Annotated in this window: 13 protein-coding genes; 11 read left to right on the top strand and 2 right to left on the bottom strand. The window is 34.2% G+C overall.

Annotated elements, in window-relative coordinates:
• The first annotated feature begins 252 nt into the window (after positions 1-252).
• From lepA to cas6, 9 genes are all read left to right on the top strand, one after another.
• Positions 253-2,037 (top strand): translation elongation factor 4, encoded by a 1,785-nt coding sequence (lepA, locus tag VFM92_RS01725; protein WP_325120467.1) that lies wholly within the window; start codon positions 253-255, stop codon positions 2,035-2,037.
• A 39-nt stretch (positions 2,038-2,076) separates the two neighbouring features.
• Entirely contained in the window at positions 2,077-2,973 is an 897-nt protein-coding gene (locus VFM92_RS01720; protein ID WP_325120466.1) for a bifunctional 5,10-methylenetetrahydrofolate dehydrogenase/5,10-methenyltetrahydrofolate cyclohydrolase, read from the top strand.
• Positions 2,954-3,577: a 7-carboxy-7-deazaguanine synthase QueE gene (locus tag VFM92_RS01715; protein WP_325120465.1), complete on the top strand. Its 624-nt coding sequence runs from the start codon at positions 2,954-2,956 to the stop codon at positions 3,575-3,577. The genes VFM92_RS01720 and VFM92_RS01715 overlap by 20 nt, the downstream gene beginning before the upstream one ends.
• 171 nt (positions 3,578-3,748) lie before the next feature.
• Positions 3,749-5,605 (top strand): OmpA family protein, encoded by a 1,857-nt coding sequence (locus VFM92_RS01710; protein WP_325120464.1) that lies wholly within the window; start codon positions 3,749-3,751, stop codon positions 5,603-5,605.
• A gap of 222 nt (positions 5,606-5,827) precedes the next feature.
• Positions 5,828-9,031 (top strand): SusC/RagA family TonB-linked outer membrane protein, encoded by a 3,204-nt coding sequence (locus VFM92_RS01705; RefSeq protein ID WP_325120463.1) that lies wholly within the window; start codon positions 5,828-5,830, stop codon positions 9,029-9,031.
• 12 nt (positions 9,032-9,043) lie between these two features.
• The gene (locus tag VFM92_RS01700) at positions 9,044-10,504 is read left to right on the top strand and encodes a RagB/SusD family nutrient uptake outer membrane protein (protein ID WP_325120462.1); all 1,461 of its coding nucleotides are present in this window, start codon (positions 9,044-9,046) and stop codon (positions 10,502-10,504) included.
• A gap of 99 nt (positions 10,505-10,603) precedes the next feature.
• Positions 10,604-11,695, top strand: coding sequence for an AI-2E family transporter (locus VFM92_RS01695; protein WP_325120461.1), 1,092 nt, complete (start codon positions 10,604-10,606; stop codon positions 11,693-11,695).
• Positions 11,696-11,707: 12 nt separating this feature from the next.
• The gene (ychF, locus tag VFM92_RS01690) at positions 11,708-12,805 is read left to right on the top strand and encodes a redox-regulated ATPase YchF (protein WP_325120460.1); all 1,098 of its coding nucleotides are present in this window, start codon (positions 11,708-11,710) and stop codon (positions 12,803-12,805) included.
• A gap of 65 nt (positions 12,806-12,870) precedes the next feature.
• On the top strand, positions 12,871-13,650 hold the full coding sequence (gene cas6, locus VFM92_RS01685) for a CRISPR-associated endoribonuclease Cas6 (protein WP_325120459.1): 780 nt from the start codon (positions 12,871-12,873) through the stop codon (positions 13,648-13,650).
• On the opposite strand, the gene VFM92_RS01680 is transcribed toward cas6, so the two are convergent.
• Positions 13,628-14,944: a DUF5103 domain-containing protein gene (locus tag VFM92_RS01680; RefSeq protein WP_325120458.1), complete on the bottom strand. Its 1,317-nt coding sequence runs from the start codon at positions 14,942-14,944 to the stop codon at positions 13,628-13,630. The two genes, cas6 and VFM92_RS01680, sit on opposite strands and share 23 nt — an antisense overlap.
• Positions 14,945-15,001: 57 nt before the next feature.
• Between VFM92_RS01680 and VFM92_RS01675 the strand changes: the two genes are divergently transcribed.
• Positions 15,002-15,550, top strand: a complete 549-nt coding sequence (locus VFM92_RS01675; protein ID WP_325120457.1) for an RNA polymerase sigma factor — start codon at positions 15,002-15,004, stop codon at positions 15,548-15,550.
• Complete coding sequence (locus VFM92_RS01670) at positions 15,534-16,922, top strand: hypothetical protein (RefSeq protein ID WP_325120456.1); 1,389 nt, start codon at positions 15,534-15,536, stop codon at positions 16,920-16,922. The genes VFM92_RS01675 and VFM92_RS01670 overlap by 17 nt, the downstream gene beginning before the upstream one ends.
• A gap of 30 nt (positions 16,923-16,952) precedes the next feature.
• On the opposite strand, the gene VFM92_RS01665 is transcribed toward VFM92_RS01670, so the two are convergent.
• A partial coding sequence (locus VFM92_RS01665; protein ID WP_325120455.1) for an arsenate reductase family protein occupies positions 16,953-17,180 on the bottom strand: 228 nt, incomplete at its 5' end.

The following is a 17,180-nucleotide window of genomic DNA, read 5'->3' as shown; positions in this document are numbered from 1 at the left end:
ATAATTGGGAAAAAATTTATGATAAATCTGTGCGTTTTAAAAATGGCTATTGCTCAAACAATTCTGTGAATAAATCAGTCTCAAGTCTAAATCAATAAATTAGAATATCCTTATTATTATATCTCAGGCTTATTACGTACTTTTGCACTTCGATTATGAAGATGAACGGTCCAAAACCGACTTATTATTGAGGTCAAATAGAGCAATGAATTTTGTCTGCCAAGTAAGAAAAATCGAGGAAAAGTTATACAGATGAAGAATATTAGAAATTTTTGCATTATTGCGCATATTGACCATGGTAAAAGCACCTTGGCAGATAGACTGTTGGATTCAACTCATACGGTGAATGATCGCGAGAAAATGGAGCAGCTGTTGGATAGTATGGATTTGGAACGTGAGCGAGGCATCACAATCAAGTCACATGCAATCCAAATGGATTATAAATATAATGGAGAAGACTATATTTATAACCTTATTGACACTCCTGGTCACGTAGATTTCTCCTACGAAGTTTCTCGTTCCATTGCTGCTTGCGAGGGCGCATTATTGATTGTAGATGCAGCTCAAGGTATTCAAGCACAAACCATTTCCAATTTATATCTAGCCATTGAGCATGATTTGGAAATTATTCCCGTGCTGAATAAGATTGATTTGCCTGGAGCTATGATTGAGGAAGTTTCTGACCAAATTATTGAATTAATTGGTTGTAAAAGGGAAGACATCCTCCATGCAAGTGCTAAGGAAGGAATTGGAATAACTGAAATATTGGAAGCCGTAGCGCATAGAATACCAGCTCCGAAAGGAGACCCTAAGGCACCTTTACAAGCCATGGTTTTTGATTCTGTATTCAATCCTTACAGAGGAATTGAAGTTTATTTTAGAGTTTTCAATGGCGAAATCAATAAAGGAGATAAAATTAAATTCATCAATACAGGTAAAACGTATGAAGCTGATGAAATTGGTATTTTAAAATTGACTCAGCAGCCAAGAAATACCATTAGCACAGGAAATGTAGGTTATTTAATCAGTGGGATTAAAGTAGCCAAAGAAGTAAAAGTAGGGGATACCATTACCCAGGTTAATAATCCAGGAACAGCGGTTCAAGGTTTTGAAAACGTAAAGCCAATGGTTTATGCAGGAATTTATCCTGTTGATACCTCTGAATTCGAAGAATTGCGAGCTTCTATGGAAAAACTCCAATTAAATGATGCTTCATTAGTTTGGGAACCTGAAACTTCTGCAGCTTTAGGATTCGGTTTCAGATGCGGCTTTTTGGGAATGTTGCACATGGAAATCGTGCAGGAAAGATTGGAGCGTGAGTTTGATATGACGGTGATTACCACCGTTCCATCTGTGCAATTTCATGCATATAAGAAAGGTGGGGAAATGAAGAAAGTAAGTGCTCCATCAGAATTACCTGATTTAGGAGAAATTGACCATTTGGAAGAGCCATATATCAGAGCCCAGATTATAACAAAAGATGATTTTGTCGGACCTGTGATATCCCTTTGTATGGAGAAAAGGGGAGAAATTAAAAATCAGGTTTACCTTACGCAGAGTAGAGTTGAATTGACTTTCCATTTGCCTTTAGCCGAAATTGTTTTTGATTTCTTCGATAAATTGAAAACCATTTCTAAGGGGTATGCTTCGTTGGATTATGAATTGGTAGGATATCATGCCAGTAATCTGGTGAAATTAGATATTCTATTAAATGGAGATAAAGTAGATGCCCTTTCAGCTATTGTTCATAGGGATAAAGCTTACGAATGGGGTAAAAAATTGTGTGAGAAACTGAAGGAGTTAATCCCGAGACAACAATTTGAAATCGCAATTCAAGCGGCAATTGGCACTAAAGTGATTGCCAGAGAATCCGTTAAAGCCCTTCGTAAAAACGTATTAGCTAAATGTTATGGGGGAGATATTTCCCGTAAAAGGAAGCTTTTGGAAAAGCAGAAAAAAGGTAAAAAGAGAATGCGTCAGGTAGGAAATGTTGAAATTCCACAGGAAGCATTCATGGCTGTTCTTAAGTTAGACTGACCCCCAGAAAATAAATTATCATTATTTAAGCATAATATCATGCCTATTTTATTAGACGGGAAGAAAATTTCTTCTCAAATAAAAGAAGAATTAAAAGCAAAAGTTGACGAGATAAAGAAAGAAGGTGGTAAAGTACCTCATCTTTCTGCTATTTTGGTAGGGACAGATGGAGCTAGTCAAACTTACGTTGAGGCAAAAGTGAAAGATTGTCAGGAAATAGGTTTTGAGTCCTCAAAATTGCTTTTTGATGCTTCGATTTCTGAACTTGAGCTTTTGCAAGAGGTGGATAAATTGAATAATGATGACAGAGTAGATGGGTTCATCGTGCAATTGCCGCTTCCAAAACATATCAATGTAGATAAAATTTTAAATGCTATCAAACCTGAAAAAGATGTGGATGGTTTTCATCCCATCAACTTTGGAAGAATGGCTTCCAATTTACCAGCTTACATTCCTGCAACTCCATTTGGTGTAATGGAATTATTAAAACGCTATGAAATCCCAACCAAAGGAAAGCATTGTGTGGTAGTAGGAAGAAGTCATATTGTAGGTTCTCCAGTTTCTATTTTAATGGGTAGCGCTAATTACCCTGGAGATGCTACGGTAACTTTGACTCACCGATATACAATAGATTTAGAAAAATACACCAGGCAAGCTGATATTTTAATTGTAGCGGTTGGAAAGCCGGGCTTGATTACCGCTGATATGGTAAAGAAAGATGTAGTGGTGATAGATGTTGGAACTACTCGTGTACCAGATGCAAGTAAAAAATCAGGATTTGCATTAAAAGGAGATGTGCTTTTCGAAGAGGTTTCAAAAAAAGCCACACATATTACCCCCGTTCCAGGTGGAGTTGGACCAATGACAAGAGCTGGTCTATTAATGAATACATGGTTAGCCGCTCAAAAAGAAATTTATGGAAAAGAACTCGTTTGATCCAAGCGTTGAGCTCCCATTAATGGAGGCTTTTTATACTATTCAAGGAGAAGGAAGTCATAGCGGAAAAGCAGCTTATTTCATTCGCTTGGGTGGTTGTGATGTCGGCTGTATCTGGTGTGATGTAAAAGATTCCTGGGATGCCGATAAATGGCCACTTAAAAAAATTGATGATATCGTTGATGATGCCTATCAGTATGAATCTCGTTTAGCAGTCATAACTGGAGGTGAGCCTTTTATGTATGATATGCATGGATTAACCAAACGATTATTGCAAAAAGGCTTTCATGTAAATGTGGAAACTTCAGGAGCATATCCTTTTAGTGGAATGGTAGATTGGATTTGCCTTTCGCCTAAAAAATTCAAGGCGCCATTGGATCAATGGTATAACCGCGCAGATGAATTAAAAATCATCATTTTTAATAAATCAGATTTCAAATGGGCAGAAGAACATGCTCAAAAAGTAAGTGCTGATTGTAAATTGATGATTCAGCCCGAATGGAGTAAGCGCGAAGAAATGATGCCCCTGATTGTAAATTATGTGAAAGAAAATCCTAAATGGAGTATTTCTTTGCAAACACATAAATATTTACAAATTCCTTAAGCGATAATTTTCATAAACCTAGTTCAACTTTTCAAAAGTTAATTTTCCCTAAATCAGAAAGAGGTCTAATGAGCTTAGTAATTTTTACAATATTAAACTTTGGAAAAGTTCTACCTATAGCTTAAATCAAGAATTGCTTTTGAAATTCTCCCTTATCAGCTAAATTGGGATATGAATTTCAAAATATTAGCACTCTCTTTAATAATCATGTTTTTCAACCTGACTTTATTCAGTCAGGATTATAAATGGAGAACAGAACGTTTAGTCGAAAAATCTAAAGAAGCACTTTATCAAAGAAATTGGGATGCTGCTGTTCAATATTTGGATGACGCCATAGAAATTGAACCTGATAATCACCATCTTTATTTGGAAAAAGCAACTTTATTTTATGGGATAAATGATTTGAATAAAGTGGTTTCTTCATTGGAGAGGGTCTTTTCTTTGGAAAAAAACTGGCCTGCCAAATATACAGACTATTATTTCATACTTGGTAAAGAGTCTTTTGATCGGGGTAAATATGAATTAGCTAAAGAGCCACTTGAAATTTATCGGCAGAAAGGTGAAAAAGAAGATTACCTTGAGATGACTGAAATAATCACTCAATCTATTGTTTTTGCTTTGGATGAGATAAAGGAGCAACCAACAAGTAATACAGACATTAAAACTATTGAATCAGCTAATATTTTTAGAAGCATATATTTTCCATTTTTCACTCTTTATCCATCTGAATTTTTGTACTTCACGGGTCAAAGAGTTGGAAGTTTGGCGGAAGGGATTTATCGAGCTAAATTATCAGGTAATCAATTTCAAAATGTTGAGGAGGTTCCAGTCATAAATACCAAAGAAAATGAAGGAGCAGCTGCTATTTCTGCAGATGGACGAGTAATGGTCTATACGGCTTGTAATAAAAGAGACGGCTTAGGAAGTTGTGACTTATATATTTCTTATTTCGAAGGTGACGAATGGCAAAAGCCTTTAAATTTAGGTGCCAAGGTTAATTCCAGCGCTTGGGAGTCGCAACCATTTCTATCCTCTGATGGGAGGTTTTTAATTTTCAGTTCTAATAGAAACGGGGGATTTGGTAAAAGAGATCTCTATTACTCCAGAAGAGTAAATGGGGATTGGAGTGAGGCCATTAATCTAGGCGATAAGGTAAACACTTTCGCAGATGAGATTTCTCCTTTTTTAACTTTATCCAATGACGAATTATTTTTCAGTTCAAATGGAAGAGTTGGCATGGGAGGTTTTGACATTTATAAAATCAGTTGGCCTGTTAACAGACATGCAGTAGAAAATATTGGATTACCAATCAACACTTTTAGCAACGAGCTGTCTTATCATCAAAAATTTAGTGGAGATATTTATTGGTCTCGCGAGCAGGCATCCGAAGAAAAGTATCCGCCAAGCCGTGTTCATTATATAGAGATGAAAAATAAATCTGATTTAAATTTGGTATATGGCAAAGTGGTTTCATCAGAAGATAGCTCCGCGATAAATGCAAGGATTCAAATATATGATCTAGAATTAGATAGTTTAGTACAGGAAACTTTCAGTAGTGCTGTTAGTGGTGAATATAAAGTAATTGTACCTAAGCCTTCAGATTATTCATTTTATGTGGAGGCGAAAGGGTATTTATTTAAATCGCAAAAGCTTCAAGTAAAAGAGGAAAAGGAGGAAATAAATTTTTCTTTAAATGCTATTCGTAAAAATGAATCGGTTATTCTTAATAATATATATTTTGAATTTGACAGTTACCAGGTAAGTGAAAAGTCGCGGAATGAAATTCGTAAAATCGCAGAATTTTTAATTCAAAATCCAGAAATCAAAATAGAAATTGGTGGATATACAGATAATGTAGGTTCATCACAATATAATAAAGAGCTTTCACAACAAAGGGCAGAAGCTGTTTTGATGGAATTAATAAGATTTCACAACATCGACTCCAATAGAATTGCAGCAAAAGGATATGGAGCACAAAAAACGCCTTCAGGGCAATATTTAAAGACAGTTATTTTCAAGGTGATGTAATTCAATTTTATCTTAGAATATTAATTCTTTGTGAAATTTATCAAATCACTCGAAAATATTGTCTTAAGCCTAAATATGTATACAATAGACTATAATACACTGAAATATAAATTTTTTATTTGGCGAATAATTTTCAAGAAAAATTTATATTTCGTTAGGTTTTTTAATTAAATGTTATGTACATTTAACTTTTAATTATTATTAACCTAAACTAAAATAAGTATGAAGAAGATTCTACTAACATGTTTCATGTTGGTGTTCGTGCTACACGCATGGGCACAGGATCGCACCGTAAGTGGTACAGTTACTGACGCTGAGACAGGCGAAGGCTTACCGGGTGTGAACGTTTTATTAAAAGGTACTGGTACTGGTCAGAACACTGATTTGGACGGAAATTATAAAATTTCGGTACCTTCTGATGGTGGTACATTAGTTTTTTCATTCATTGGAATGGCTCAACAAGAAATCGAAATCGGTTCTAGATCTGTAATTGATGTACAGATGGAAGCTGATGTTGAGCAGTTAAGTGAAGTTGTGGTTGTTGGATATGGTGAAACTACCAAGCAATCATTCTCTGGTTCATTGAAAACAGTTGATCCAGGAGCTATCGAGAGAAAAAGTGTTTCTAACATATCTCAAGGTCTAGCTGGTGAGGTTGCAGGTGTAAACGTTGTGAACACTTCAGGTCAGCCAGGTACTGAAGCAACTGTACGTATTAGAGGTATTGGTTCCGTAAATGGAAACAGTGCTCCTCTTTATGTATTAGATGGTGTACCTTACTTTGGAAGTATCAATGCAATTAACCCTAATGATATTGCTTCAACTACTATTTTGAAAGATGCTACTGCAACTGCAATTTATGGTTCTAGAGGTGCTAATGGTGTTATTTTGATTAACACTAAAAAAGGTAATGCAAATGAGTCTTACATCGAGATTGATGGTAAGTTTGGTCAAAACCAAAACTTATTACCTCGTTATGACAGAATTTCTTCTCCTGAAGAGTATATCGCTTTAGGTTGGGAAGGTTTGTATAACAGAGGTCAAATCTTAGGTAGTACAGATCCTGAGGCTTATGCAAATGCAAGACTTTTTAGTGGTAATGGTGTAAGTCCAAATTATAATATGTGGAATGTTGCTAATGCTGGAGAATTAATTGATCCTGCTACGCGTTCAGTTCGTCCAGGTGTTACTAGAAAGTATGACCCTGAAAATTGGGAAGATTATGCTTTTCAACCGTCTACAAGACAAGAAGGAAATATTAGATTAGGTGGAGGTAATGAGGCTGTTCGTTACTTTACTTCAGTTGGTTATTTGAAAGATGTTGGATATTCTATCAATTCTGATTTCGAAAGAGTTAGTTCAAGATTCAATTTGTCTCACCAATTAAAACCTTGGTTATCTGGGAGTGTAAATATCGGTTATACTCGTTCTGAAACAAACAATGGTGGTCAAACATCGGATTCAGGTAGTGTTTTCTGGTTTGTTGATAATATTCCATCAATCTATCCATTATTTTTAAGAGATGCTGAAGGTAACAAAATTCCTGATCCTTATTATGGAGGTAATATTTACGATTACGGAGAAGCTGGTAGAGGCTTTGGAGCATTAACTAACTCAATTTCTGATGCTAATATTAATGTTCGTAATAGAGTGAACAATGAATTGAATGGTAGTGCTAATATTAACATTGATTTCAATGATGATTTATCATTTGAATCAACTTACGGATGGCAATACTTAAATAGTAATAATGATCAGCAGAATTCTCCATTTTATGGATCTTCTGCTAGTACTAATGGTTCTATTTTCAAGACTAATACTGAAATCTTTAACTATACCTTTACTAATTTAGTAAGATATCAGAAAGACTTCGGAGTTCATAGCATTTCAGCATTAGCTGCTCATGAGAGTAACAGATGGGAGAGAAGCTTTACAAGTGGTTTCAAACAGCAATTGGTTGATCCATTCGGAGTAGAATTCAGAAACGCAGTTGTTAATATTAGTGCAGATTCATACGTTGATGATTATTCAATTGAAAGTTATTTCGGTCAAGTTAATTATAACTTTAATCAAAAGTATTACTTAACTGGTTCAGTTAGAAGAGATGGTTCTTCACGATTCTTAAAAGATAAGTGGGGTACTTTCGGTTCAATTGGTGGTTCATGGGTAATGTCTAATGAGGAGTTTTTAAGAGGAGCAGATTTTGTTAAATACTTGAAATTAAAATCTAGTTACGGTTTAACTGGTGATCAAGCAGGTGTTGATTTCTATCCTGGATACGATTTATTAGATATTGCTAACTTAAATGGACAACCATCTTTGAGCTTAGCTACTAAAGGTAATCCTGACTTAACTTGGGAAGTTTCGAATCAATTCCAAACTGGTTTAGAATTTAACTTGTGGAATAGAATTGATGCTTCAGTAGATTACTATGTAAAAACTACTGACAACTTGATTTTTGAGAGAAGAGTAGGTCCTTCATTGGGATATGCTTTAATTGACGTGAATGATGGTGCACTACGAAATAGTGGTATCGAATTTGATGTTACTGGCCATATCTTAAAAGGCAAAGATTATTACTTAGATTTATCAGTTAACGGTGAAATCATTTCTAACGAGTTGTTGAGATTACCAATTGACCCTGCTACAGGTGAAGAAAAAGAAATTGATATCGATGGTATTTATGGTAGAACTGCTGGAAGATCAATATTTGATTTTTATATGAGAGAGTTTGCTGGTGTTAATCCTGAAGATGGAGCATCAGAATGGACCTTACATTATAATGATGTTAATGGTAATGGTGAGTTTGATGCTGCTGACGAAGGTATTAGTTCATTATATGAATATACATCAAGAAATCCTGATGCAAATATCCTAGAAACCACTACCACTTCTTATGCAACTGCAACTCAGAAGTTTCTTGATAAAACAGCAATACCTGCTGTTAGAGGTGCATTCAACTTAGCTGGTGGATGGAAAGGGATCAATGTTAGTGCATTGGTGTTGTATAGTGTAGGTGGTTATGCTTATGATGGTGCTTATGCTACTTTGATGCACAATGGTCAAGCAGGATCCAATAACTGGCATACTGACATTAGAGATAGATGGCAGCAAGAAGGTGATATCACAGATGTACCTAGATTATCAAATGATTTAGATTTGAGAGTTAACTCTGCTTCTTCTAGATTCTTAACACCGTCTGATTTCTTAAACGTATCTAATATTAGAGTTGGATATACTTTCCCAACTAAATTGGTAGAGAGAATTGGTGTTAAAAGCTTAAGCATATTTGCTGCTGGTGATAATTTAGCATTATTTTCTTACAGAGATGGGTTTAACCCAAGCACTGCTGTAACAGGTGCTTCTAGCATGTACAGATATTCTCCTTTAAGTACCTTAACTGGCGGTTTAAAAGTTAAATTCTAAAAAGAACGCAATATGAAATTAAATAAAATAATTATAGCAGCATTCTTCACTATGGTCTTCGTTGGTTGTAGTGATGATTTCTTGGAAACAGAACCTACCGAGTTCATCTCAGTAGAGCGTGCTTCAGAGATATCAGAAATAAATCCTGGTATCCAGCTTTCAAATTTGAGAGGTGCATATTCTTTAATGTATCAAACTGGTTCAGGTGGTACCACTAATCATGATGATTTTGGTCAGAAAGGTTATGACATCTTTAGTGATATGTTATCTGGCGATATGGTTTTATCGGCCAAGATATATGGTTGGTATGGTCAGTTATCTGATTATCAGGTAACTATTGACTTCACAAACACAAGAAATTATATGGTATGGAGATACTACTACCGTGTGATTTTAGGTGCCAATACCATCATAGATGGTTTGGGTGGAACAGATGCTGAGCCTGAATTAGTAGAGGGTCAAAGAATAATGGGACAAGCAAAAGCTTTAAGAGCCTATGCATATTTTTATTTAGTAAACTTTTTTGCTGAAGATTTAAGTCTTAATGAGCCTACTATTCCTCTTTATGATAATTCATTATCACCAAATCAACCACTTAGTACTTTAGACGAAGTATTTGCATTGATAGAATCTGATTTAACTACTGCGGTAGAATATTTGGAAGGTTTTAGTAGACCAGGTTTGTTTGCGATTGATGAATATGTTGCTAAAGGATTATTGGCTTACACTTATGCCGCTTTAGATAGAAATGCTGAGGCTGCTGCTTTAGCTAAGGATATAATTGATAATAGTGGTTATGATTTATTAGCGTCTGATGAAGTAACAAATGGTTTCAATACTATTGAAAATAATAATTGGATGTGGGGAGTTGATTTGACTGAGGATATTGGATTAGATCTAATTTCTTGGTGGGGTCAAATGGATATTTTCACTTACAGTTATGCATGGGTTGGTGATACAAAAACTATTAATCCAGTTTTGTTAAATTCTATGTCACCTGATGATGCAAGACTTAGTCAATTTAGACAAAACTACTACCTAGGATACTGGGAGCCAACTGGTAAGTTCTATGCTCCAGATAGAGTAATTGGTGGTCAACGTACGGTTACGACTGATTATGTTTATATGAGAATCGAAGAGTTCTATATACTTCACGCTGAAACTGCTGCCAAGGCAGGTGACTTAGCTGGCGCTAGAACTTCTTTGACTGCTTTGATGGGTAATAGAGTTCCCGATGCAAGTTATATTGGCGGATTAGGACAGCAAGCTTTAATTGATGAAGCTATTCTTCAAGGCAGAATTGAGCTTTGGGGTGAAGGTAAAAGCTACCTTTCAGTTAAAAGAAATAAGAGAACAATTACTGTAGCTCCTAATCATTTAACATTCCCTGGTGAACAGATTCCGGCAGATGATGACAGAATGACTTTTGATATTCCTCAATTGGAAATTCAAAATAATCCTGAAATTGACTAAGGATATATTTTTTAAAGTAAAAAGGCGACATATTTATGTCGCCTTTTTTTTTGCCTAGTTTTTAATTCTTTTCTTTTTAGAATCTATTACCTTTAAGCTGTGAATCGAATTAGACCTATATTATATTTATTTGGTGGTGCTATAATACTATATTTCGTAAGCCTACTTTTCTCTGATATATTTATATATATCATCATTTCTTTAATAATCTCTACCATTTTAAGGCCATTAGTAGGCTACTTGAATAGTCTTTTTTTTTATGGCTACAAAATGCCTAAAATTCTCACAATTATTATAGCGTTCTCTGTTTTCATAGGATTTATAGTGCTTTTTGTTGGGCTTTTTATTCCTTTAGTGTCTGAGCAAATTCAAATTCTTAGCCAACTTAATTATGATAACCTTTACGATAGAATTACCACTCCAATACAATCAGTAGAAATCTTTTTAATGAATTCTATTCCTAATGTTGGAGAAGAAGGGTTTATCATTGACCGATTAAAAGAAAGTATTTTAAATTTTGCCAAAACAGTAGATTTTAGTTTTATCCTAAATAATTTTATCTCCATAACAGGTAGTATCTTCGTAGCAATTTTGGCAGTATTGTTTATATCTTTCTTTTTACTTTATGAAAAGGGTCTTGCCAGAAGAAAGTTCATCCAATTAATTCCCAATAAATATTTTGAGGTATCGATTGGTGCGATTTATAAAATAGAAAAGCTGCTTTCAAATTATTTATTAGGATTGTTATTTCAAATGATCTCAATATTCACAATTGCTTCTGTTGGCTTAAGTATTTTTGGGATTAAATATGCTGTGACTATAGCAGTATTTGCAGCAGTTGCTAACTTAATTCCATACGCTGGGCCAATTTTGGGTGCATCTTTTGGAATAATAGTAGGCGTTACTACTGGCGGGATTTTTGAATTTAGTAATGAACTCTTTCTTTTGGTAATAAAGATAGTGTCAGTTTTTGCGGTAGTACAGATCACTGACAATATTGTTTTGCAGCCACTAATTTTCTCAAAAAGCGTAAAAGCACATCCATTAGAAATTTTTGTTATTATCTTTGCAGGCGCATCCTTGGCAGGTGTAATTGGAATGGTTGCGGCCATTCCGGTTTATACAGTTTTTAGAGTGATTCTTATTGAACTCTATCAAGGCTATAAGCAATATAAAATATTTCAGAATTAATAAATTATTTTCATGGGATTACAGTGCGGGATTGTCGGTTTACCAAATGTTGGAAAATCAACCTTATTTAATGCGCTTTCTAATGCTAAGGCAGAAGCAGCCAATTTTCCTTTTTGTACAATTGACCCGAATGTTGGTGTGATTAGCGTTCCGGATGAAAGATTAAATATTTTAAAGGAACTTGTTAATCCTGATAAGGTAGTACCAACTATTATAGAGTTTGTTGACATAGCTGGGTTGGTAGAAGGTGCTAGCAAAGGCGAAGGACTAGGTAATAAATTTTTGGGCAATATACGTGAAGTAGATGCCATTGTCCATGTTGTCAGATGTTTTGAAGATGATAACATCACGCACGTATCTGGTCGAGTAAATCCCGTAGCAGATAAGGATATTATAGATACAGAGCTTCAATTAAAAGATTTGGAGTCAGTTGAGAAAAAAATTCTTAAAACTGAAAAAGTCGCTAGGTCTGGAGATGCAAATGCAAGAAAAGAACTGGCAGTATTAAATCAATATAAGGATGTTTTGCAGGATGGAAAAAATGCCAGAACTCTAAAACTTAGTAAAGAAGAAAAAGAACCGGTAAGGGATTTACTTTTATTGACCGATAAGCCTGTAATTTATGTAACAAACGTTGAAGAAACAGCAGCGGTAAACGGAAATGCTTTAGTTGATAAGTTTAAAGAGTATGTCAAAGACGAAGAAGCAGAAGTAATTGTAGTAAGTGCAGCGATTGAAGCTCAAATTGCCGAATTTGATGATGCTGATGAAAAGGCTATGTTTCTTGATGAATATGGATTGAAAGAGTCAGGCTTAAACAAACTTATAAGGGCCTCTTATTCGATATTAAATTTAATTACGTATTTCACTGCAGGTAAGCAAGAAGTTAAAGCATGGACCATTAAAAATGGTTGGAAAGCTCCTCAAGCCGCAGGTGTTATCCACACTGATTTTGAAAAGGGTTTTATTAAAGCTGAAGTCATTAAACTAGAGGATTATCAAAAATTTAAAACCGAAAATGCTTGCAAAGAAGCAGGTAAAATTTCGATTGAAGGGAAAGAATATGTGGTAAAAGATGGAGATATCATGCATTTTAGGTTTAATGTGTAATTTTTTCTATAAATATTAAAACAATTTAATTGCACGAGTAGTCTACCCACAAAAAATAGGAGGCTGTGAGAGTTAGATTAATTTTTAAGAATAAGGAAAAAGGAGCTAACGTTCCCTTTCATCATCAATACTATTTGTTTAGATTTTTTAAAGGCCTAATCAAAAAGTGTGGAAAAGAAGAGTTTAATACTTTCAAGCATTATAATTTTTCAGGCTTGAAAGGACAAACTACAGTAAGTAAATCTGGGCTGCATTTTTATAGTTCTAAGATAACCGTTGTATTTTCATGTTCCAATCAAGATTTCATTGATTCAATAATTGATGTATTATTCAGTTTGCCAGAAATTAAGCTGAATGGATTAACTATAATTCCGCATACGGTTGAATTGGAGCATAAAGTTGATTTCTCTGAAGAAACTAAATATATCTGTTTGTCACCTATAGTGCTTTTAACACCAAAATTTTCTAGCGACACTGCGAAAAAATTTATTCATCCCGAATCGAATGAATTTATTGAGATATTAAAAATTGCATTACAAGAGAAAAATGAGGTACTAAACCTTGGAGATTTTGAGTTTTTGCCTGACGGTAATTACTTAAAAAAATTAGAGGATAAGGGAAAAAAATATTCCAGAGTATACCCAATTTATGACCAAGATGTCCCTTATGAAGTGAGAGGTTATACGTTTCCTTTTACTTTAAATGCTTCTCCAGAATTTCATCAATATATTTTTGAAAATGGCTTAGGTTTATACAATGATAAAGGGTTTGGCATGTTAGATTTAGCGGAAGTTACACCAGGAAGTCAAACCGTTCCATATTTCACTGGGCAGCTCGAGAATTAAACTTGGTGTATCCGATTAACCTATCATATCTAAGTTGAGGGTTTTTATAGTATATTAATATATCATATGAGTTTTCTGTGTTAAAATAATTCCCTTCAATGGGATTGTCATCTCTATTTTCAACATAATAATTGTATTCGTAATATCCTTGTTTTAATAATTTTCTATTTGAATACATTCCAGTAGTAGGATCGTAGATCATTTTGTTAGAGTTATCTAAATGCCAATTATTAAATTCACCAACTACATAGATATCTCCATATTCTTGAGGTGCCTCTAAATTAAAATTCGTTAAAAAATAATCAGCTACTAAAGGGGTATTCTGTCTTTCACTATTGCCTATTACAAATCCACCATTGCGGTCTTCCCATTCTCTGTAGGATTGTGTTGATCGAGTCTTATCAATTAAAAGTTCAACCGAAACTGGAGTTGTTTCCTTATTTATATTTGCAACGCCATTGCTTTTAAAGTTTATAGTTGAGATATTAAAAAATCTAAATTCGTTTCCGCCAGCAAAATTTAATTCTCCGTCAAAGAATTTATATACTAATCGCTTATTACCATCTGTAATTTTGAATGGGTCTGATATTTTTTTGGCATATAACCAATTATTATTTTGTCTAACCACTGGGTGTATATCTGTCACTGCATTTAGCACATTTATGTTATTTAAAAATACTTCGAATTCTATTTCCTGATGTGTTCTTCTTTTAGATACAATGCTGGAAGCTGAAACCTTATAGCTAATGCCTACATTATTTTCTTGCACCATAAAGCGTTCACTCAGTATAATGTCCTCCTCATTATTATTTTGGTACACCACTACCAAGTAATTTCCAGATATATTAACTTTTGGAACATTCCATTCATAATGAACATATCCCATCTTTGTATCAAAGGAAAATTCAAATTCTTTTATCAGAAACTGATTATATTCTTCCAGGTAATCCATTGACTGGATATTGCTTTTGGCAGTCCAATCTTTATTGCAATGAATTATTTTTGCGAAATATTGCTGTTGTTGGGTATTAATATCATCAAATGTCAAAAGAAGTTGTTCATTTGCATCAAGTTCTATGATAGGATTGTTAGTAGAATTCATTTGGTTATTTCGAAATTGAACGAGCTGAACAGTGTTAATTCGATCCTGATAGCTTCTATTCTCAAATTCCAGTTCAGGATAGCTTCTAGCGGAAGATGATGTGCTTCCTCCTGTTGATTGCACTGGCACACAGGAGTTTGTAGTTAAAATAATAACTAAAAAGCTAATTAAAATATATATATTATGTTTCATTCCAACCTTTAATTTGTAATTTGGGTCTAATATAAACAGAATCCTTAAGGTTTTGTCATGCCTAGAACCAAAGAACTTATAAAGGGTTGCCAAAAAGGCGACAGAAAGAGCCAATATGAGCTTTACCAACAATTTTCCTCTGGAATGTTGGCGATAGCTTTGCGGTATTCAAAATCAACTTTGGAAGCGGAGGATATTCTGCAGGAAGGATTTATTAAAGTTTTTGAGAATATCAAAAAATTTAGAGGGGAATCCAGTATTGGATATTGGATTAAGAGAATAATAATTAATACTGCATTAAATCATCAGAGGAGTAAATTGTATTTATATCCAATGGTAGATGTAGAAGACCTCAAAGAAGGTATGACTTCAATGTCAGTTGATAATTTGGCTGTAGAAGATTTAATGAACTTAATTCAGGGCTTGCCCACAGGATGTCAAGTTATTTTTAATTTATACGCTATTGAAGGTTATCATCATAAAGAAATAGCAGAGATGCTTGAGATAAGTATTGGGACTTCAAAATCCCAATATGCAAGAGCACGAAAAATATTAATGGAACAATTAGAAAAGCAAAGTAAGTGGGGGAATGAAAGATTTCAATAAAGATAAATTTAATAGTGCTATAGAGCGTAAACTTGCAGGGGCTGAGGTTCAGCCGGGAAGTAGCGTATGGGAAGGAATTGAAGCTGAATTACTAAAGCAAGATAATAGGAGGATGCAAAAGAAAGCTTCTTTCTATAGAAATCTTGCTGCGGCTGTTATTTTCATTGCTTTAATTTCCATTTACTTCAATTTACAGGATTTTGCCTATAGGAATAATCAAGAAAGCACTTTTCTACCAGAAAAAATAAATATTTTGGAGGATAGACTTTTATTAGATAGAAACAAGTCAATCTCATCAATTCCTGCGGTGAATAGTAGGAATAAGCAAAATGACTCTGAACAAATAGGTGAAAAAACCATAGGGAATAGGCTGTCAAACGAAAAATCAGGTAATGGGAATGTATTGATTGCTTCCAATGAAATTGAGCGGTCAAATCTGCTCAGTACAGATGAAAATGCTCTTCCAATACTTGAAAAATTGGAAATCAGAAATCCTGCATCCTTATCTGAATTACCTAAGTTAGATTATAAAATAGAAAAGGTATCTTACTTTGCTGTGAGTAATGTGGATAAAGTAAAAGAAAGGTCAACTGTTAGATGGAATTCTAATGTTAATGTGGGCTCTGGAAATTTTAATCCAAATTCAGAAATTACAGAAACACCTATATTTTCAACAGTTTCAACATTAAACAATGCAGGAACTAATGCCCGAACACTAACTGATCAAAGCTCAGCTACTAGTCAAGAAAGAAATGCAGTGGAAGATTTGAGTTCGGCCCCTATGAAAGGTAATATGTCATTCACATTTGGGCTTAATTTAGGGGTTCAATTAAATGATAGATGGAATATTAAATCAGGTGTCCAATATGGTGCATTTCGTTCTACATCCTCCAGCAGCACTGTTTTGAGAGATAAAAATAGTGACAAACTATATCCTTATCATGGTGCAAGTAGTTCAACCGAAATTTCTGATGGACGAGTTGTAAATGCTATTTCTGAATATGAATTATATAATGATTTTCAGATTATAACTTTCCCATTGATGTTATCATATAAAATTATTGATTCGAAATTTGATGTTTCACTGGTGGGCGGTATTTCAGCTGATTTAATCCTGAGAAATACGCTAAAAGGTGGTAGTCAGCAAATCAACGAAATTGAATTTAATCAAAATGATAGGCAATCTTATAAAAAAGTTTTTGCTAGTAGCATTGCAGGTTTAGATATTAGCTATCCATTTGCTGATAAATATGCCATTAGTATTATGCCGACCTTCAAAAAAGCATTGTCTAATATTACTACCGAGAACGCTACTTTTGATAGCACACCAGCATTTTTGGGATTAAATATGAGTTTGACCTATATGTTTTAACTGCACTTATAATGAGTGATAATTAATCCTTTATTCTCCATCACTTTCTCCTTTATTAGCGAATTTATTTTGAATTTCTTTAAAGGCCATACCCATTTCATTAAAATCATAAGCTGATTTAATAAATTTTGCTGTTTTCTCTGAAACAATAATGGGTGTTTTAATTAGCTGAGGGTGTTCTTTGAGTAATTGTAACAGGTCATTATCGTCAAAATCTTTACCCTCTATTTTATCTTTATAATAATCATTATTTTCATC

It is taken from the genome of Marivirga sp., assembly GCF_035704835.1.
Lineage (GTDB): Bacteria > Bacteroidota > Bacteroidia > Cytophagales > Cyclobacteriaceae > Marivirga.
This window is presented reverse-complemented; position numbering and strand designations above follow the sequence as displayed.